18 protein-coding genes and 1 pseudogene are annotated in these 18,508 nt (G+C 68.7%); 11 read left to right on the plus strand and 8 right to left on the minus strand.

Annotated elements, in window-relative coordinates:
* The first annotated feature begins 118 nt into the window (after positions 1-118).
* A complete protein-coding gene (locus tag BFN33_RS13560; protein WP_069760196.1) occupies positions 119-469 on the plus strand; it encodes a metalloregulator ArsR/SmtB family transcription factor in 351 nt (116 codons plus the stop codon).
* A 205-nt stretch (positions 470-674) separates the two neighbouring features.
* Here the strand turns inward: BFN33_RS13560 and BFN33_RS53150 are convergent, their stop codons facing one another.
* A complete protein-coding gene (locus BFN33_RS53150; protein WP_176742378.1) occupies positions 675-836 on the minus strand; it encodes a hypothetical protein in 162 nt (53 codons plus the stop codon).
* A gap of 209 nt (positions 837-1,045) precedes the next feature.
* Positions 1,046-2,068: a LacI family DNA-binding transcriptional regulator gene (locus BFN33_RS13565; RefSeq protein WP_079140806.1), complete on the minus strand. Its 1,023-nt coding sequence runs from the start codon at positions 2,066-2,068 to the stop codon at positions 1,046-1,048.
* 280 nt (positions 2,069-2,348) lie between these two features.
* Between BFN33_RS13565 and BFN33_RS13570 the strand changes: the two genes are divergently transcribed.
* From BFN33_RS13570 to BFN33_RS13590, 5 genes are read left to right on the plus strand one after another with little or no spacing between them, the layout of a single operon-like run.
* Positions 2,349-4,319 (plus strand): glycoside hydrolase family 127 protein, encoded by a 1,971-nt coding sequence (locus tag BFN33_RS13570; RefSeq protein WP_069760197.1) that lies wholly within the window; start codon positions 2,349-2,351, stop codon positions 4,317-4,319.
* Between the two features lie 43 nt (positions 4,320-4,362).
* A complete protein-coding gene (locus BFN33_RS13575; protein ID WP_069760198.1) occupies positions 4,363-5,610 on the plus strand; it encodes an extracellular solute-binding protein in 1,248 nt (415 codons plus the stop codon).
* 9 nt (positions 5,611-5,619) lie between these two features.
* Complete coding sequence (locus BFN33_RS13580; RefSeq protein ID WP_069760199.1) at positions 5,620-6,606, plus strand: carbohydrate ABC transporter permease; 987 nt, start codon at positions 5,620-5,622, stop codon at positions 6,604-6,606.
* Complete coding sequence (locus BFN33_RS13585; protein ID WP_069760200.1) at positions 6,603-7,424, plus strand: carbohydrate ABC transporter permease; 822 nt, start codon at positions 6,603-6,605, stop codon at positions 7,422-7,424. Before BFN33_RS13580 ends, BFN33_RS13585 begins: the two co-directional genes overlap by 4 nt.
* Before the next feature lie 48 nt (positions 7,425-7,472).
* Entirely contained in the window at positions 7,473-9,227 is a 1,755-nt protein-coding gene (locus BFN33_RS13590) for an RICIN domain-containing protein (RefSeq protein ID WP_069760201.1), read from the plus strand.
* A gap of 302 nt (positions 9,228-9,529) precedes the next feature.
* Here BFN33_RS13590 and BFN33_RS13595 read toward each other — a convergent pair whose 3' ends face one another.
* From BFN33_RS13595 to BFN33_RS13615, 5 genes are all read right to left on the minus strand, one after another.
* Positions 9,530-10,627 carry a HoxN/HupN/NixA family nickel/cobalt transporter gene (locus BFN33_RS13595; protein WP_069760202.1) on the minus strand — a complete coding sequence of 366 codons (1,098 nt, stop codon included), beginning with the start codon at positions 10,625-10,627 and terminating at the stop codon, positions 9,530-9,532.
* Positions 10,628-10,781: 154 nt separating this feature from the next.
* Positions 10,782-11,099: a nitrile hydratase accessory protein gene (locus BFN33_RS13600; protein WP_069760203.1), complete on the minus strand. Its 318-nt coding sequence runs from the start codon at positions 11,097-11,099 to the stop codon at positions 10,782-10,784.
* 31 nt (positions 11,100-11,130) lie between these two features.
* The gene (nthA, locus tag BFN33_RS13605; protein ID WP_069760204.1) at positions 11,131-11,754 is read right to left on the minus strand and encodes a nitrile hydratase subunit alpha; all 624 of its coding nucleotides are present in this window, start codon (positions 11,752-11,754) and stop codon (positions 11,131-11,133) included.
* On the minus strand, positions 11,751-12,503 hold the full coding sequence (nthB, locus tag BFN33_RS13610; protein WP_069760205.1) for a nitrile hydratase subunit beta: 753 nt from the start codon (positions 12,501-12,503) through the stop codon (positions 11,751-11,753). Before nthB ends, nthA begins: the two co-directional genes overlap by 4 nt.
* Positions 12,500-13,018: a DUF1097 domain-containing protein gene (locus tag BFN33_RS13615; RefSeq protein WP_069760206.1), complete on the minus strand. Its 519-nt coding sequence runs from the start codon at positions 13,016-13,018 to the stop codon at positions 12,500-12,502. The genes nthB and BFN33_RS13615 overlap by 4 nt, the downstream gene beginning before the upstream one ends.
* A gap of 641 nt (positions 13,019-13,659) precedes the next feature.
* On the opposite strand from BFN33_RS13615, the gene BFN33_RS13620 reads away from it, so the two are divergent.
* The 3 genes from BFN33_RS13620 (at position 13,660) to BFN33_RS13630 (ending at position 16,209) form a co-directional block, all read left to right on the plus strand.
* Complete coding sequence (locus BFN33_RS13620; protein WP_069760207.1) at positions 13,660-14,730, plus strand: GlxA family transcriptional regulator; 1,071 nt, start codon at positions 13,660-13,662, stop codon at positions 14,728-14,730.
* A 523-nt stretch (positions 14,731-15,253) separates the two neighbouring features.
* Positions 15,254-15,685 (plus strand): ester cyclase, encoded by a 432-nt coding sequence (locus BFN33_RS13625; RefSeq protein ID WP_069760208.1) that lies wholly within the window; start codon positions 15,254-15,256, stop codon positions 15,683-15,685.
* Between the two features lie 131 nt (positions 15,686-15,816).
* The gene (locus BFN33_RS13630) at positions 15,817-16,209 is read left to right on the plus strand and encodes a DUF1330 domain-containing protein (RefSeq protein WP_069760209.1); all 393 of its coding nucleotides are present in this window, start codon (positions 15,817-15,819) and stop codon (positions 16,207-16,209) included.
* A 109-nt stretch (positions 16,210-16,318) separates the two neighbouring features.
* Here BFN33_RS13630 and BFN33_RS13635 read toward each other — a convergent pair whose 3' ends face one another.
* A complete protein-coding gene (locus tag BFN33_RS13635) occupies positions 16,319-17,041 on the minus strand; it encodes a GAF and ANTAR domain-containing protein (RefSeq protein WP_069760210.1) in 723 nt (240 codons plus the stop codon).
* A 448-nt stretch (positions 17,042-17,489) separates the two neighbouring features.
* Here BFN33_RS13635 and BFN33_RS13640 point away from each other — a divergent pair, with 448 nt between their 5' ends.
* Positions 17,490-17,909 carry an alcohol dehydrogenase catalytic domain-containing protein gene (locus BFN33_RS13640; protein WP_069760211.1) on the plus strand — a complete coding sequence of 140 codons (420 nt, stop codon included), beginning with the start codon at positions 17,490-17,492 and terminating at the stop codon, positions 17,907-17,909.
* A gap of 87 nt (positions 17,910-17,996) precedes the next feature.
* Positions 17,997-18,284: pseudogene (locus BFN33_RS13645) on the plus strand (transposase); the annotation flags it as partial.
* Positions 18,285-18,508 lie beyond the last annotated feature (224 nt).

The raw sequence follows: 18,508 nt of genomic DNA on the forward strand, positions 1-18,508 counted from the left end.
CGGCCTGCCCGGCGCCACACGCGAGGATTGGCCGCATGTTCTTGACGAGTGGGTGGATGCGATGCGCCAAGGCCCGGCCGCTGGGGCCGTGTTGCCTTACGGCGGAGGGGACGGCACGGTGAGTACGCCGCTGTACCAGCTGAAGGCCGAGTTCTTCAAAACCCTCGGCCACCCGGCCCGTATCCGCGTCCTGGAGCTGCTGAGCGAGCGCGAGCACGCGGTCGCCGAGATGCTGCCCGAGGTGGGGATCGAGCCGGCGCACCTCTCGCAGCAACTGGCCGTGCTGCGCCGGGCGAACCTGGTCGTGACCCGCAAGGTGGGCTCGACGGTCTACTACTCACTGACCAGCCCGTACGTGGCGGAGCTGCTGCGGGTGGCGCGCACGATCCTGTCGGGTGTGCTGGCCGGTCAGGCCGAGCTGCTCGCTGACCTGCAAGCGGCCCAGGCCGAGGGAAAACCGTCGTCGTAGCGACGGTCTCTTGAGCGGTGGCCGTCTTCCCCCCGTGGCGAGGGGCGCCAGAGGTCAAGTACCGGGAAGATGGCCGAACCCGCGCCGACACGTACCGCGCACAGCTGGTGGCCCCGCCCCGGCATACGGACGTGGCGCGGTGACCGGACTCGTCATGCGGAACATGGCCGAGCCCGGCTGGTGGTCGCGGTGGGGAACTGCACGATCAACTGCGGTGTTCGCCGGCGGGTACGGCGTCGAGGGCGCGGTCGCCGGCGTTGAGGTGGACGCCCACGTCCCGCACACCGCTTCCCCGCCCGCGCAGAATCGTCCCCGCCATGACCGTAGCCGCCGCGGCCGACCCACCCATGACGATCGCGATGGTCACCCACGCGTGTCTCGCTCTGCGCTCCGGCGGGTGCTCGTCCGCCACCAGTCACACCGGGGATGTCTCTTGCGGCACCCCTCGATGGCTCCCGCCTGCATGCCGTCGCCCCGTCGGCACCGCTGAAGTACGCGGTGCCCGCGGCGGGACGGCGGGCAGGTGCCGGACCGGCCCACTCGCTACCGGAGATCCGCACGGGCCCGCGTCCGCATTCAGCTGGATTCGCGCACGACCAGCCGGCAGGGCACGGTGTGCGCGCCCGGCCGGGGCTCGGTGTCGATGGCCCGCAGCAGTTCCAGGGCCGCGATACGGCCGATCTCGGCGAGGTTCATGTCGATGGTGGTCAGAGGGGGGCGACTGGCCAGGGCCATGGTGTCCCAGTTGTCGTAGCCGACGACAGCCATGTCGTCTGGCACCGCCACCCCGCGCTCACGCAGTGCGTCCGTCACGCCTCGGGCGATCTGGTCGTTGCCGCAGAAGAAGGCGTCAGTGTCCGGCGCTGTGCGTAGCACCGCCTCGGTGGCCCGACGGCCCCACGCCTCGCTCCACTCGCCGTGATGGATGCGCCCGGTGGACGGTTCCAGCGCGGCGGCCTGCAGTTGTTCCACCGCGTGCCGGGCGCGCTCGCGGGCGGCGGCGTGGTGCTCCGGGCCGGTGACGTGCGCGATCCGGGTACGTCCGGCGGCCACGAGATGCTCGACCGCCAGGCGTGCGCCGCCGCGGTCGTCGGTGACCACGGAGGTGTCGGCCGGGTCGGTGGAGGGAGACAGGGCGTAGACGACCGGGATGCCCTCCACGCCGGGCAGAGGCGGCCGGGGGTCGGTGCGTCGGCCGGTGACGATGATTCCGTCCACCCGGCGGTCCATGAGGTTCTGCAGATGGTGCTGCTCCCGGATGGCGTCGCCCCGGGTGTCGCACAGCAGCACGGAGATCTTCCCCGCGCCGAGCGCGTCCTCGGCGCCAAGGAGCACCGGGGTACTGAAGCGGCCGATGCCGTCAGTGGTCATGAGGCCGACCGTCCAGCTGCGGCCGCTGTGCAGGCTCTGGGCGTGCTGGTTGGGACTGAATCCGAGTTGCGCGACCGCGTCCAGCACTCGTTGCCGGGTCTCGGGCCGCATGCGTCCGGCGCCGTTGAGCGCCTTGGACGCCGTTCCGACGCTGACGCCGGCGAGGGCGGCGACGTCGGCGAGCCGGGCCCGCCCGGCCGGAGGAGAGTCTGGAGCGGCAGGAGTCACGGGCAAACCTTTTCCTGGATGAGTCAGACGCCCGACATCGTGACAGGTGCTGCGTCGTTGCGCCAGTCCAGGGAAAAGTTGAACAAACACCTGACGTGACCCTTGACCTGTCAGGTGGTCTGCCCTCTACATTCTCGACGAGAAAACGATTGCTCAAAACGAGTTCCAGGTAGTCGGTCACCCGCCTTCGACGCTCCTCGTGCACGGGAGGCGGTCCTTGGCGAGGCTGCCCGTCACGGCCGTATGCCGGCTTCGCCCCGCCACTCACCACCGGAGAGCCATGCCCCGCACACACTCCGCCCTGCCCGCGACGGGACCGGTCCGACTCGGCCCGGACAGCCGGGCCGCACTGCGGCCCGCCGCCGTCGGCATCGACACGGGGTTCTGGCAGGCCCGCCGTGCGAGCAACGCGCATGTCTCCATCCCGCAGGGACCGGCACTGCTGGAGGCCGCCGGCAACCTGCACAACCTCAGGCTGGCGGCCGGCACGGCCGCGGGCGAGTTCCAGGGCGCCTATCCCTTCGTGGACACGGACGTCTACAAGTGGCTGGAGGCGGCCGCCTGGCAGCTCGCCCAGGACCGGGGCGAAGACCAGGCCCGTGAAGACCTGGCCCCGGACGGAGACCTGGCCCCGGACGACGACCTCGCCGCCGAAGTCGGCCGGATCATCGGCCTGGTCGCCGGCGCCCAGCAGCCCGACGGCTACCTCAACACCTGGTTCCAGCTGGTCAAGGGCGGTGAGCGCTACAAGGAACTGCGCTGGGGCCATGAGCTGTACTGCGCGGGCCACCTCATCCAGGCGGCCGTGGCCCACCACCGGGCCACCGGCAGCGGCGAACTCCTCGACGTGGCACGTAAGTTCGCGGATCACATCGACTCCGTCTTCGGGCCGCCCGGCAGCGGCAAACCCATCGACGGCATCGACGGCCACCCCGAGGTCGAGACCGCCCTGGTCGAGCTGTACCGGGAGACCGGTGAGCGCCGCTATCTGGACCTGGCCGCCTACTTCGTCGACCGCTACGGCCATGGACTGCTCGGCGGTGAGGCCTACTGCCAGGACCGGGTCCCGCTGCGCGAGGCGACGAACGTCGAGGGCCACGCCGTACGACAGCTGTATCTGCTGGCCGCCGCGGCCGACCTGGCCACCGAGACCGGCGACGCCGAACTGCGCACCGTCGCCGAGCGGTTGTGGCACGCCATGACCACCACCAAGACCCACCTCACCGGCGGCCTCGGCGCCCACCACGAGGAGGAGGACTTCGGTGACCCGTACGAACTGCCCAACGAACGTGCCTACTGCGAGACCTGTGCCGCCATCGCCTCGATCCAGTGGAGCTGGCGCATGGCCCTGCTCACCGGCGAGGCCCGCTACTCCGACCTGATCGAACGCACCCTCTTCAACGGCTTCCTCGCCGGGGTGTCGCTGGACGGCGAGCGCTGGCTGTACGTCAACCCGCTCCAGGTCCGCGACGGCCACACCGACCCCGGCGGCGACCAGTCGGCCCGCCGCACCCGCTGGTTCCGCTGCGCCTGCTGCCCGCCGAACGTCATGCGCCTGCTGGCGAGCCTGGAACACTACCTGGCCAGCAGCGACGACAACGGCCTGCAGATCCACCAGTACGTATCCGGGCGTTACGCAAGCGACGTGGCCGTCATCAGGGCCGAGACCGACTACCCCTGGCACGGCACGATCGCCCTCACCGTCGAGGAGACTCCGGCGGAGCCCTGGACGCTCTCCCTGCGTATCCCGCAGTGGTGCCGGGAGTTCCGGGTGCGATGCGGGCCGGAGACGTACGAGGGTCCCGTGGCCGACGGCTGGCTGCGGCTGGAGCGGACCTGGTCGCCCGGGGACCAGGTCGTCCTCGAACTCTCCCTGGAGCCGCGGCTGACGGCCGCCGACCCCCGCGTGGACGCCGTACGCGGCTGCGTGGCCATCGAACGCGGACCCCTCGTCTACTGCCTGGAAGGGGTCGATCACCCCGGCGGCGGCCTCGACGACATCGTCATCGACACCACCCGCCCACTCGCCCTGAAGCACCGCCCGGACCTGCTCGGCGGCGTCACCACCGTGGTGGCGGCGGGCAGCCGGCGGCACCACCCGGACGCGGGCTGGTGGCCGTACGCCCCAGTCGACGAGTCGTCCGATTCGCCGCAACAGGACGGCGACCCCGTCGAGTTGACCGCTGTCCCCTACTACGCCTGGGCCAACCGCGAGGACGGCAGCATGCGCGTCTGGCTGCCCACCTCCTGAAGCCCCCTTGCCTTCCCCTCTTCCACGACAACGAGGTCACCCCGTGATACCCAACCGCCGTACCCTCCTGGCCGCGCTCGCCGCCGTCGGCACCCTCGCCTCACTCACTGCCTGCTCGGGCGGCTCCGACGACGGGTCGGGCTCCACCGACGCGTCCGGAGGGACGTACACCTTCTGGGACCCGTACCCGCAGTTCGACGCCTCCTCCCCGTGGGGCAAGCTCGTCACCGGCTGCGGAACGAAGGCCGGGGTGACCGTCAAGCGCACCGCGTACGACACCACCGACCTCGGCAACAAGGCGCTGCTCGCCGCCCAGCAGGGCAACGCGCCCGACGTGATGCTGGTGGACAACCCGGTCGTCTCCACGCTCGTCGAGGCGGGAATCCTCAACAAGACGAGCGACCTCGGCCTCGACACCAAGTCGATCCAGAAGAACATCATCGGCGCGGGCACCATCGACGACGCCTCCTACGGCGTCCCGATCGGCGCCAACACGCTCGCCCTCTACTACAACAAGAAGGTTCTGACGGCGGCGGACGTCGACCCCGCCGGCATCAAGGACTGGAAGTCCCTCACCGCGGCCCTGAACAAGGTCAAGGCGGCCGGGAAGAAGGGCATCACCTTCTCCGCGATCAACACGGAGGAGGGCAGCTTCCAGTTCCTGCCCTGGTTCTGGGGCGCGGGCGGCGATCTGACAAAGCTCGACTCCGACAAGGGAGTTGCCGCGCTGTCGCTGTGGAAGGGATGGGTGGACGACGGACTGGCCCCCAAGGACGTGCTGCAGAACACGCAGACCACCAGCTGGCAGGAGTTCGCCACCGGCGACTACGCCTTCGGTGAGAACGGCACCTGGCAGCTCGGCAATGCCGACAAGGCCGGCTTCGACTACGGCGTCATCAACGTCCCCGCGCAGAACGGCGGTTCGGCGCCGGTACCCACGGGCGGCGAGTTCGTCACCGTGCCAGTGCAGAAAGACAGCGCCCGCTATGACGTCACCAAGAAGATCGTCGAGTGCCTGACCAACGACACGAACCTCCTGGCCACGGACACGACCCTGACGTACATCGCCCCGACGGCGGCCGTGCAGGCCAAGCAGGTGGCGGCCAATCCGAAGCTCGAGCCGTGGGTGAGCGCGGTCGCCGCGGCCCGCGGCCGCACCAGCGGCGGTCTGGGTTCGAAGTACCCGACCATCTCGCAGCCGATGTGGACCGCCGTCCAGTCGGCCCTGTCCGGCGCCAAGAGCCCCAAGGACGCCCTGGACACGGCCCAGTCGAGCGCCGAGAAGGGCTAGGCCGCCGCCATGACCATCGCCCGAGTCGACCGACCGCGGCGGGCCGGGGCCGTGTCGAAGGCGAGCTCTACGGGTGGCACCGGTTCCCTGCCGCTGCGGCGCCGGCAGCGGCGCCGGAGCCGGCTGACCGCCCTCGCCTTCGTCGCCCCGCTGCTCGCCTACCTCGCCGCGTTCTACGTCTATCCCCTCTACCGCAACCTCGACCTGAGCCTGCGCGACTACACCGTCCGGTCGTTCGTGTCGGGGGACGCGCCGTTCTCCGGCTGGGACAACTTCCAGAAGGTGCTGGACGACCCGACGTTCGGCCCGGCGATGCGCCACACCATGATCTTCACCTTCGTGTCGATCGCCTTCCAGTACGCCATCGGCCTCGCCCTCGCGGTGTTCTTCAACCGGCACTTCCGCCTGGCCCCGACCCTCCGCGCCCTGTTCCTCATTCCGTGGCTGCTGCCGTTGATCGTGTCGGCGTCCTCGTGGTCGTGGATGCTCAACAGCGAGTCGGGCGTGGTGAACTACTTCCTCCACTTCTTCGGCGTGGACCCGGTCGGCTGGCTCACTTCGCCGGACTGGGCGCTCACCTCGGTGATCATCGCCAACGTCTGGATCGGCATCCCGTTCAACCTGGTCATCCTCTACAGCGGGCTGCAGAACATCCCCGGCGAGCTGTACGAGGCGGCGTCCCTCGACGGGGCGAGTGCCTGGCAGCAGTTCCGCCGGATCACCTTCCCGCTGCTGCGGCCGGTGTCGGCGATCACCCTGCTCCTCGGACTCGTCTACACCCTCAAGGTGTTCGACCTGATCTGGATCATGACCAAGGGCGGGCCCGGCGACGCCTCCTCCACCCTGGCGACCTGGTCGTACCAACTGGGCTTCGGCACCTTGCTGCCCAAGTTCGGGCCGGGGGCGGCGGTCGGCAACATCCTCATCCTCATCGCCCTCGTGTTCGGCCTGCTGTACATCCGCGTCCAGTCCGGCCAGAGGAGGCAGGAGGCGTGAAGTCACGTACCGGTTCCCGCCGCTACACCCTCATCGGGCTCCTGCTGACAGCCCTGATGCTGTTCCCGGTGTACTGGATGCTCAACGTGTCCCTCACCCCGCAGCAGGACATGCGCAAAACCCCGCCCGACCTGTTCCCGCTGCACCCCACCTTCGAGGGCTACCGGGCCGTCCTCGACGATCAGATGCCCTACCTCGGCACCAGCCTGCTCATCGGCCTCGGCACGGTCGCCCTCACCCTCGTCCTGGCCGCCCCGGCCGGCTACGCCCTGGCGAAACTGCGTCCCCTCGGCGGCGGCGCGCTCGGCCTGGTACTGCTGGTCGCTCAGATGATCCCCGGCATCGTCATGGCGATGGGCTTCTACGGCATCTTCCTCGATCTCGGGCTGCTCAACTCCTGGTGGGGCCTGATCGTCGCGGACTCCACCATCGCCGTGCCGTTCGGCGTCATGATCTTCACCGCGTTCATGTCGGGCATCCCCGGCGAGCTGATCGCCGCCTCCCGCATCGACGGCGCCGGTACCTTCCGCACCTTCTGGTCGGTGGTCCTGCCCGTGAGCCGCAACGCCGTCGTCACCGTCTCGCTCTTCAGCTTCCTGTGGGCCTGGTCCGACTTCGTCTTCGCCAACACCCTCGACGGCGGAGGCGACTGGAGGCCGATCACCCTCGGCATCTACAAGTACATCGGCAACAACAACCAGGAGTGGAACGCGATCATGGCCACCGCCGTCGTCGCGTCCGTCCCCGCCACGGTCCTGCTGGTCCTCGCGCAGCGCTACGTGGCCGCGGGTGTGACCGCGGGCGCCGTGAAGGACTGAGCCGCACGACCTTCCATCCAACCCCCTCCGTTGAGGAGAACCCCTGTCATGAGCCGCACAAGACCCCCCACGCCCGGCCGCCTGACCGCCGCCATCGGCGCCGCCGCGCTGACCGTCACGGCACTCGCCGTCACCGTGCCGTCCGCCGAGGCGGTCCCTACCTCCGCCACCACCCTCGTCGTCAACGCCAACCAGACCCTGCGCGCGGTCACCCACGTCGCGACCGGCAGCCTCTACGGCCTCGCCGACGGGACCACTCCCGCCGACAGCGTGGTCCAGGCGCTCAAGCCGAACACTTTCGTGCAGATGGCCCCGGGCGGCAGTCAGCTGCCCAACGGCGAGCCGAAGCCCGCCGGTGACGCGCTCGTCGTAGCGCCCAAGGCGGCCCGAGCCGGCGCCAAGGTGGTCGTCCGCATGCCTGACTGGTACCCGAACTTCCCCTACAAGTGGGTGAGTTGGACTGACTGGCTGTCCGCCGTCGACAAGCAGGTCGCCTCGGTGCAGTCCTCCGGCGCCACCAACATCAGCGCGTACGAGCTGTGGAACGAGCCTGATTGGACCTGGGACACCACCAACGCGGGCGCCTTCAACGCGGGTTGGGCACGCACGTTCAAGGAGGTTCGCGCCAAGGACGCCGCCGCCCCCATCCAGGGCCCGAGCTACTCGGCGTGGAACCAGTCCTGGATGAGCTCGTTCCTCACCGACGCCAAGGCGAGCGGCACCGTCCCCGACGTGATCGCCTGGCACGAGCTGAACGGCAGCAAGGACATCGCCGCGCACGTCTCCGCGTACCGGTCCCTGGAGTCGAGCCTCGGCATCAGCCCGCGGCCGATCTCCATCGAGGAGTACGGCACGCCCGCCGAGATGGGCAACTCCGGCGCTCTCATCGGCTACGCCGCCAAGTTCGAGCGGACGGGAGTCCGGGACGCCGAACTCGCCTTCTGGAACCACTACGGCACCCTCGGCGACACCCTGACCGACACCGGCGGCTCACCGAACGGCTCGTACTGGACGTACAAGTGGTACGGCGACATGTCGGGGAACATGCTCGTCACCACGCCTCCCGCACAGACCGGCATCGACGGCATCGCCTCCCGCAACAGTGCGGGCAACCAGATCAGCGTCGTCGCCGGCGGCTGCACGGGTTCCTGCGCGGTGACGGTCAACGGCCTGTCGTCCCTGTCGGCCTTCGGCAGCACGGTCCACGTGAAGGTGGAGTACAGCCCGGGCACCGGCCGCACCACGGCGTCCCCCGGCCCGATCACCGTCTCGGACGCCGACTACACGGTGTCCGGCGGCTCCGTCACCGTACCGGTGACCATGAACGCCACCGACGGCTACCACGTGGTCGTCACGCCCAGCGGCACCAACACCTCGCTCGCCGGGCGCTACCAGATCACCAACAAGAACAGCGGCCTCGCCCTGGACACCCTGAACGCGGGCACCGCCCAGGGCACCTCGGTCGTCCAGGCCACGTCCACCACCGGCACTGACCAGAACTGGACCCTGGTGGCCGCCGGCTCCGGCCTCTACAAGATCGTCAACCAGAAGAGCGGACTGCTGCTCGGCATCACCAACGCGGGCACCGGTGACGGCGGCACCGCCCTGATCTGGGGCGACAACGGCACTGCCGACCACCTCTGGCAGCTCATCCCGGCCCGCGACGGCTACTACAAGATCGCCAACTACAACAGCGGCCTGCTCCTCGGCGTGCAGGACATGAACACGTCCTCCGGCGCCCAGGTCCTCCAGTGGACCGACAACGGCACCGCCGACCACCTCTGGAAACTGACCGCGCGCTGACCCATGGACGTGCGCGTCCCCGGCCGCTGTCGGCGGCCGGGGACGCAGACGCGGGGGCGCGGACCTCGGGGAGGGCAGCTCTCGCGCTCCAGCCTTCCGGCACCGGGTGGGAGGGCAGGGGAGCGGGGCTCTTGCGGCGAGTGTCCGGGCGGGGCCGCGGCCGCCTGATGCACCTGCACATCGACGTCTCCTGGCTCCTCGACGTCCAGGCGTTCGCCCTCGGCTCCGAGGACATGTCGATCGCCGACTGCTCCGCCCTGGTCGCCGCCTGGCGCGCGGCCGTGCTCATCCGGAACCAGAGCTCAGGATCGCTGAGGTGCGTCGTCAGCGGCGCCTTGCCGGTCGCCGTACTTCTCGGCGAGTCCGCGGAAGCGCCAGATGGCGGCGGCGCAGAGCCAGGAGGCCGCGAAGATGGCGACCACGATGTAGCCGAGCAGTTCGAAGTGGTCGGCCAGGGAGGCGTAGGCCGTGACCAGTGTCCCGGATCTGGTGACGTCGGCGACGAGCCCCGCGACGTAGACGCTGGCGATGAACGCGGCCACGGCGACGGTCATGCCGGTCGTGGCGATGTTGTAGTAGAGCTTGCGGGCGGGGCTGCGGTACGCCCACGAGTACAGGCGGGTCATCAGCATGCTGTCGGCGGTGTCGAAGGCGCTCATTCCCGCGGCGAACAGCAGCGGGAGGGAGAGGACGGCGAGGGTCGGCAGGCCGGACCCGTGGGCGGCGGCGCTGGCGGACAGGGCCAGCAGGGTGATCTCGCTGGCGGTTTCCAGACCGAGGCCGAAGAGGATGCCGACCGGGTACATGTGCCATGACGAACGGATCAGTCCGCGGGCGCGGCGACCGAGAATACGGTTCATCAGGCCGCGGTTGAGCAGGTGCAGATCGAGCTCGCCCTGGTCGAGCCGGCCCGAGGTCATGCGCCGCCACAGGCCGACGATGCCGGTCAGCACCATGAGATTGAGCACGGCGACGAGCAGCAGGAACACCATGGCCACGATCTGCGAGACCAGGCCGCCGACGTGGCGGAAGGTGTCGATGCCCGAACCGGCGGCGCCTGCGGCGAGGGCGACGACGAAGGCGAGGGCGAGGACCACGGTGGAGTGGCCCATGGCGAAGAAGAAGCCCACGCCGACGGGTCTGCGTCCGCGTTGCATCATCAGTCGGGTGGTGTCGTCGATGGCTGCGATGTGGTCGGCGTCGAAGGCGTGCCGCATACCGAGCGTGTAGGCGAGGGTTCCGGCTCCGGCGAAGGCCCCGGCGCCGGCCGGGCCGCGGGCGTAGAAGAGGTACAGGCTCCATCCGATGACGTGCAGGGCGGCGATGACGCCGACGATGCCCGTGATGCGCAGCCGTTCGGCGCGGGTCCATCGGCCGGCGGTGATGGTCGTTGTGGTCACACACACATCCTTGGCGGGGGCACCGCGCGGTGCCGTCGTCAGCAGTGAGATAGCGCGGGCCGCACCCGCTGATCGTGAGTCATGCGCGGGTGCGGCCCTGGCGGACGGGCCGGAACGGACGTCCTGGGTGGCCCAGCCCGGGCCTTGGAGCGGGTTACGCCCCGAGCAGGGCACGCATCTCGTCGTCGGCGACCAGGTCGTGATCGACGAGCACGCCTTCGAGCGCCGCGAGCCAGTGCTCGTAGTACTGCCAACTGCCCTGCTCGGGCGCGGAGGTGGCCTCCCATGCGCCGATGGCGGCGATGAGTCGCTGCTGGAACGCGTCCCAGGGGTAGTGGCCGAACTCGGACAGGGCCACGGCGACGCCGAACGCCCGGCGCTGCCAGTCGGCGTCGAAGGTGGGCGCGTTCATGTCGGTGACGCAGGTGTCGTGCAGGGGCGAGGGGGGCGTGGTGGTGGCGGTGGCCTCCATGAATTCCCTTTCTGTGGTGTCCGGTTGCGGCTCAGGCGGCGGGTGAGGGAACCGCGGCGATGCCGATCATCGACTCGGTGGTGACCAGGGCGGCGAGGTCTTCCTCGGTCATGCCGTCGGTTCCGGAGGGTCGCTGCGGAATGACGAACCAGCGGGAATGGCCGCTGCTGTCCCACACCCGCAGTTCGACGGACGGGTCGAGGTCCAGGCCGGTCTCCTTGAGCACCACCCGGGGTTCCCGGGCCGCGCGGGCGCGGAAGGTCGGGTCCTTGTACCAGTACGGCGGGAGGCCGAGCACGGGCCAGGGGAAGCAGGAGCACAGGGTGCAGATGACCAGGTTGTGCACGCCGGGGGTGTTGGCCACGGCCTGCAGGTGTTCGCCCTCGGCGCCGTCCATGCCGATGGGGAGGTCGAGTTCCGCGACGGCGGCCGGTGTGTCCTTGACGAGCCGTTCCGCGAACTGCGGGTCGGTCCAGGCGCGGGCGACGATCTTTGCTCCGTTGAGCGGCGTCATGTCGGTCTCGAAGTAGCCGAGGACCTTGTCGACGGTGGCGTCGGTGATCACCCCCTTTTCGATGAGCAGGGCTTCCAGCGCCCGCACGCGGGCGGCGCTGCGGGCTTCGCGGTCCTCGGGGTAGTCGAACTGCACGGTCACTGCTGGTCCTCCGTCGCGTGGGTGAGGTAGGTCTGGTAGAGCTCGCCGTAGAGCACGGCGCCGGGTTCGGCGAGTTCTCCCCAGATGTCGGTCGGTTCGAAGCGGACGGCGTAGACGGGCATCGGCTCTCCGATGCCGTCGGGGCCGGTGGAGCAGAAGTAGCCGTAGTTGCCTTCGAAGACGCGCTCCACGGTGCCGGTGCGGCCGCGGAGGTTGCCCGGCAGCCGGGTGTGTTCGGTGGGCGGTACGTCCGTGACGGTCACCCGGTCACCGACGGCGAAAGCGGGGGATTCGGCCGGACCCTGGCGGGGGGAGTCACCCTCGCGCAGGTAGCGGATGACCTGGTCGTCGATGCGTTCGTCCCCGCCCTCGGGCAGGCCGCGTCCCGGCTCCTGGAGGTACTCCGCGGCCTTCTCCTCCAACTCCTCCGCGGTGATGTAGCCCTGGGAGACGAAGAACCCGCCGATGCCGCCGAGCCACTTCTCGTAGTAGCGGTACTGGAAGTAGGCGAAGGGGTGCATCGCCTCGGCGCCCTTGCGCAGGTCCGCCCAGGTCCAGACGGAGGAGAAGGCGGTGGGTACGTCGTCGATGGGGTACTGGGGCACAGCGTCGGCGAGGTGGGCGCTCAGTCCCATCATCGCGACGTGGATGCCGAAGATGCGCTGCTCCCAGTCCTCGACGAAGACGCGGGGCTCGTAGGCGACGGGGCCGAGGTTTTCCAGGCCTCCGAGGTGGTGCTGAAGTTTCATGACTGCCCTTCCGGGGTCGGCTCGGCGGCCGGGCGTGCGGTCATCGCGGCGCCCCAGTACTCCGAGGCGATGCCGAACACCGCGCCCAGGACCATGGACAGCGCCGCGACGAGCGCCGGGTTGCTGATGGACGCGGTGGTGATGTCGTGGCCGGTGGCGGCCACGGTGCCGACCGTGGAGGCGAATCCCCACACGATGGCCGGGAGTTTCGAGAGCAGGGGGATCTTCGACGCCTGCACCATGGCGGCGCTGCCGACACCCACGGCGATGGCGGCGATGGCGGTGCCACCGCCCAGCGCGTGGATGACCAACAGTGTGAACGAGGCGATGACGATGCCGGTCAGGTTCGAGGCGATCGACCTCGCCATGCCGTCGGTGCCGGCTCCGAGAATGAAGAAGGAGGCCCAGGCGATGAAGATGACCCAGACCGGAACGGTCAGGACGGTGGCGGTGATCAGCGTGGCGACTCCGCCGAGCACGCCGATACTGATCGATAGAGCATTTAGCTGGCGCATGGCCAAACCACTCCTCTGGTGCCGGGTTCTCACGGTCCGGCGGGAATTTGTGCCCGAAGATGGGCAGGCGATAATTGGCCCGCTGAGGGGCGGAAGAGAATGGGAATCCATGGCGCGGAGATTTCGCGCGCAGGCTCGGTTGCTGGTGCCGAATCAGGTAGCTCGTGCTTTTCGATTCGGACGTGGACAGGCGTGCTTCTTCGGCTTCTGTTGCCGGATACGTCCTGGCAGGATGCCCTCGACGACCGCAGTTACGTCGGTGCCGATTGTGTCGGCTTACGGCGCGGTGAGACATCAACAGGTTCCGGCTACCGTGTTTCACGCAAGTTAACGATGGCTGAATAAGTGATGTCCGGAATTGACGGCGGAGGAATTATGGTGTCAACGCAGAAAAAGCCGCCCAGGCCTGTCGGTGAGGCCACGGGAGGCTGCAAAGTCAAATATGAGCACTGGACCAATCAGGTCTCCGTGCGGTTAGTATTCCTCACTCGGTATTTCCGGGAACCCGGATACCCGGCCAGGTGATTTGCTCGGCCTCCACGGTCCCGCCTGGAGAGGGCAGGGGCCAAGGGCTGCAACGGACACACGAGCCACGATTTCGGACACGAGGGCAACCCTCGCTCCACTGAGGAGGTCGGAGCATGAACCGGAGTATCGCGGCGGCCGCGGACCACGGCGCAGAGCGGACCATGGTCTTCGTCCTGTACGACAAGGTGACGCTGCAGGACGTGGCGGCGCCGCTGGAGATCTTCGCCCGGGCCAACGACTTCGGGGCCCGCTACCGGGTGCTGCTGGTCTCTCCCACGGGGCAACCGGTCGGGACCACCGCGTTCACCCGGCTGAGCGCGGACATTCCCGTGGCCGACGCTCCCGACTCCATCGACACCCTCCTGGTGCCGGGAGGCGTACCGGCCGACTTCACGTTCGCTTCGGGCACACACGACATTCCGGAGGAGCTGACCCCGGACACGGTCCCCGAAGCGCTGGCGATGGTCCAGGAGTTGGCGCCCCGGGCATCGCGGATCGCCTCCGTCTGTACCGGCGCCTTCGTGCTGGCCGCCCTCGGGCTGTTGGACGGACGCCGAGCGACGACCCACTGGGCGCACTGCGCGCGACTCGCCCGGGAATACCCCCGTATCGACGTGGATCTGGACGCCCTCTTCGTCCAGGACGGCCCCTTCGTCACCGGTGCCGGCATCAGCGCGGGCACCGACATGGCCCTGGCCATCGTCGAGAACGACTACGGCACAGACGTCGCCCGCAGGGTCGCCCGGTGGATGGTCGTGTTCCTGCAACGCCCGGGCGGCCAGGCGCAGTTCAGCGTCTGGTCCGAGGCGGGCGCCCCCACCACGCGCGGCCTGCGCCAGGTCCTGGACTCAGTGGTCCTCGATCCGGCCGCAGACCACTCGACTGCCGCGATGGCCGTCCGCGCCGCGGTGAGCGAACGCCACCTGGGGCGGATGTTCCGCGACGAGGTGGGCGTGACGCCGGCCCGCTATGTGGAGCAGACCCGGCTGGAGGCGGCCAAGCTTCTCTTGGTGAGCGGAGACGACAGCCAGGAGTCCGTCGCACGGCGCGCCGGCTTCGGCTCCCCGGAGACGATGAGACGGATCTTCCGCCGCAACCTCGGAGTCTCGCCGGGCGGCTACCGCAGCCGGTTCCGCACCACCGGCGTCGACCGCCAGGAGGCGGAGCCCGGCCAGGATGACTGATCCGTGATGTCCTCACCCCGGCGTGCTCCAGCAACGGAGGCGTCCTCCTCGAGAGTGCGTGCACGAAGCGGGCCCATTGCCCACCACCAGGAGGGCTGACGCTGCATCAGGCCGTGCCCGAGCCGGTACCAGCACACCCCGAGACAGCGAGCGCGGAAGGCAGCGCGACAGTCGAACAGCTGGTACAGCGACCGCTCCGGTACCCCGGCGGTGCGGCACAACGTGTCGACGCCGATGCGGTCGCTCGCAGGCCAGGGAAACCCCGTTCGCGCCCGCCTGCCCGCTTGCCACCTGGAAACCGACCGGTGTACAGTAATGAAAACCGATCGGTTTCCGAATGCTGTGTGGGTTCAGTCTGAGAACTGGACTGTGGGCTCCGCGGTCCTCAAAAGCAGCGCGGATTTCAGGACGGGCGAATTGTAGACGGACGCGATCGGCACCCGTCCCCCTTAGTGCATTTGAAGTACCACACACCTTGGAGGGCCTCATGACTGCAATCAGTACGGCAAACACCTCAAGCGAGATGGTGCGCTCGGCCACGACCACCGCATTGCGGATCGCCGCGCGCAACCTTGAGCTCTACGACACCGGCAACATCGCCGGGGCGGACGAGGTGTTCGCCCCCGACGTGATCGACCACAACCCCCCTGACGGCGCCGCCTCGGGCATCGACGGCATGCGAGCGCTGATCGCCGCGGTCCGCGACGGATTCACCGACACGCAGCACCGGATCGTTTTCCAACAGGAGCTTCCTGGCGGCTGGGTGGTCCTCCACTGGAGGATGACCGGGACCCACACCGGAGACGCCTTCGGGTTCGCCGCCAGCGGCAACCCGGTCGATATCAAGGGCACCGACATCATCCGCGTTGTCGACGGCAAGATCACCGAGATCTACCACGTCGAGGAACTGCTCAAGCTGACCCAACAGATCAGCGCCGGCGCGCAGTCGGCGTGAAGATCGGTGGCTGAGCGAACTCGCCCAGAGTGCGGCGCCCTTGCCGCAAGCCTTCGGGGGTGGGGGAGCGAGAGACCGGCGAAACGGGCGGGAACGGCCTACGGTTTCCTGAGACAGAGAGAGTATTGGCAATGAGTGCGAATTCGCAGAAGAAGTTTTACGCCCTGAATATGTTTGACGTGGCCGACTTGGAGAAGTACCTCGCGTATTTCAGCCGTCTGCCCGAAGCGGCTCCACAATATGGTGGTCGAATGGTGGCGTTCGGCCGTTTCCGAGACAATGTAGCGGGTGACCTCGCGCCACGGCAGGTTCTGTTTCTCGTCGAATGGGAGTCCGAAGAGGCGTTCAACACCTTCCGGGACGATCCGGACTTGGCCGACTTGCATCCGCTGCGGGAGAGTGGAACTTCTTCCTACATCTGGCATACGTTCGATGGTCCCGATATGACTGACCCCACCGAAGTTTCGCTCGACGATGTACTGGCGGTGCTCAAGCCTCAAAAATCGGCATCGCCACGGCCGTGATGAGGCTGGGCAGCGCCTGGCAGAGGGCCCGGGCAACGGTGGTGAGCCGGGGCGGCCGCCCGGCGGAGGATGTGGTTCGCCCGCTCCGGAAGCGCGATGGTTGGCCGGGTCACGACCGGGGACGCAGCGCGGGAGGGTTGGGTGGTTGGCCTGTGATGTTCGTGATGAGTTCGGCGCACAGGTCACGCAGTTTGATGTTGCGGTGCTGGGACGCCGACCGCAGGACGCCGAAAGCCTCGTCGGCGGTGCAGCGTCGCTGGCCCATGATCACACCGAGGGCCTGGTCGATGACGCTGCGGGACTTCATGGCGGTCTGCATCTGCTCGGCGAACTCCTGGGTGTCCGCGATGCGTTGAGCAAGTGCGATGCCGCCGCTGGCTTGCGCGGTGAGTGAGCGCAAGGCGGTGAGATCGGCTTGTCCGAACGAGTCGGGTGGGGCGGCGTACAGGTTGAGAGCGCCGACGGTCTGGGTGCGGGCGGCGATCGGCAGAGACAGGGAAGAACGGATCCCGCAGTCCGCGGCGTAGGCGGGATAGTCGCCCCACCTGGTCTCGGTGAGCATGTCCTCGACGGCCAGTTCCCGCCCGGTGCGCAGGGACTGCAGGCAAGGTCCGTCGTCCTGGCCGTACTGCTTCTCGTCCAGCTTCGTCGCTGCGGTTCCGGCGCTGACCACGGTCAGTGGCCGACCGTCGCGCTCCAGAGTGAGACCGGCGCCCTGCGCATGGGACAGGTCGAGCGCGGCATCGGCCAGTGTCTGCAAGAAGTCCTCGAGCGACTCGGTGTCCAGCAGCCACTGGGTGATGGCCGTGCTGTCGTAGTCTTCCGCGCTCATCGGCTGTTCCTTAGTGGCCGTTGGCTCGTGGCCCGCGGCCCCGTCGTCGGCTCGTGTCGTGTCACTGCGGCAACGGAGTCCAAGGTCCGAAGGAACACCTCAGCGCGGCCACCGCCTGACGCCGGCGGCATGGTCTCTGTCTTTTCACGCTACTCCTCGCCTCGCCTCGGTCACCGGCCGGTGTGGTCGTCGCCATGCCCTTCGCGGCACAGGACGGTGGGCATCGGTCGCCAGAGGACGGTCGGTGCACGTCCCACGCCGAGTTGCTGGGCACGGTGACACTGTTTTGGCGCCGTAGGGGAGGAAACCCGGGATCGCACAGTGATCGCTGCGGTTGCGGGGGAGACGAGGCGCGGGCCAGGGCGGGCTCCCCCGGACGTCGACCGGTACTGCATCTGGTCCCTCCTGAATGACCTCCGAGCCCGTCACGAGCGAACGGAGAACATGCATGAAGGCTGTCGTATGGCACGCACTGGGCGACATACGCCTGGACGACGTGCCCGAGCCGACCATCAAGGATCCGTACGACGCGATCGTACGCATCACGACCTCCGCCATCTGCGGCACCGACCTGCACTTCGTGCGCGGCACCATGCCCGGCATGCAGGAGGGGCGGATCCTCGGTCACGAGGCCGTCGGCGTCGTGGAGGAGGTAGGGCCGGAGGTGCGCAATCTCCGTCCCGGCGACCGCGTGGTGGTGCCGTCCACCGTGGCGTGCGGGACGTGCAGTTACTGTCGCGCGGGCTACTACGCGCAGTGCGACAACGCCAACCCGGGGGGACCGCGCGCGGGCACGGTGTTCTTCGGCGGTCCGGAGGCGGCCGGTGGACTGGACGGGCTGCAGGCCGAGTACGCCCGAATCCCTTAGAGGTCCTAACAGAAGCTGTTGATCATGTGACTGTTGGTCTGGTTGTTCGTTGGTCTGGTCGTGGGAAAGAGGGAGTCGCGTCCGTGGATCGTCTCAGACGAACTGTGGTCGCTCATCGAACCGTTGCTGCCGCAGCCGGGCCCGAAGCTGGTGGAGGGCCGGCCACGCATTCCGGACCGGAAGGCGCTGTGCGGGATCCTGTTTGTCCTGCACACCGGCATCCAGTGGGAGTACCTGCCGCAGGAGTTGGGCTTCGGGTCGGGGATGACCTGCTGGCGGCGGCTGGCCGCATGGAACGAGGCGGGCGTGTGGGACCAGTTGCACCTGGTGCTGCTGAAGAAGCTGCGGGCCGCGAAGACGCTCGACTGGTCGCGGGGGCTGGATCACCGCGCAGCCCGCTCATCCCAAGCACCGTGGCTATGTGCGCGGTTGGCGGCACGGCGTCTACCGCGAGGCGGCACGCGTCCTCAGGAAGTTCTGCCGAGCAGTCGGCGGCCAGCATGGTGAGGATCCACCGCTGTCGTTCATCCCGCTCCGCGAGGATCGCGCGGCCCGGCCCGCAGCCTGCCGCACGACAACGGCCTGTTCTGATCGCCGGA

It is taken from the genome of Streptomyces sp. LUP47B (assembly GCF_001746295.1).
In the GTDB taxonomy this organism is placed as follows: domain Bacteria; phylum Actinomycetota; class Actinomycetes; order Streptomycetales; family Streptomycetaceae; genus Streptomyces.

Coding starts and splice junctions, on each gene's coding strand:
- BFN33_RS13615 (WP_069760206.1), bottom strand. CDS start 13,018: ATGCGCCAGCTAAATGCTCTATCGATCAGTATCGGCGTGCTCGGCGGA.
- BFN33_RS13640 (WP_069760211.1), top strand. CDS start 17,490: ATGAAGGCTGTCGTATGGCACGCACTGGGCGACATACGCCTGGACGAC.
- BFN33_RS13570 (WP_069760197.1), top strand. CDS start 2,349: ATGCCCCGCACACACTCCGCCCTGCCCGCGACGGGACCGGTCCGACTC.
- BFN33_RS13580 (WP_069760199.1), top strand. CDS start 5,620: ATGACCATCGCCCGAGTCGACCGACCGCGGCGGGCCGGGGCCGTGTCG.
- BFN33_RS13590 (WP_069760201.1), top strand. CDS start 7,473: ATGAGCCGCACAAGACCCCCCACGCCCGGCCGCCTGACCGCCGCCATC.
- BFN33_RS13625 (WP_069760208.1), top strand. CDS start 15,254: ATGGTGCGCTCGGCCACGACCACCGCATTGCGGATCGCCGCGCGCAAC.
- BFN33_RS13630 (WP_069760209.1), top strand. CDS start 15,817: ATGAGTGCGAATTCGCAGAAGAAGTTTTACGCCCTGAATATGTTTGAC.
- BFN33_RS13600 (WP_069760203.1), bottom strand. CDS start 11,099: ATGGAGGCCACCGCCACCACCACGCCCCCCTCGCCCCTGCACGACACC.
- BFN33_RS13635 (WP_069760210.1), bottom strand. CDS start 17,041: ATGAGCGCGGAAGACTACGACAGCACGGCCATCACCCAGTGGCTGCTG.
- BFN33_RS13620 (WP_069760207.1), top strand. CDS start 13,660: ATGAACCGGAGTATCGCGGCGGCCGCGGACCACGGCGCAGAGCGGACC.
- nthB (WP_069760205.1), bottom strand. CDS start 12,503: ATGAAACTTCAGCACCACCTCGGAGGCCTGGAAAACCTCGGCCCCGTC.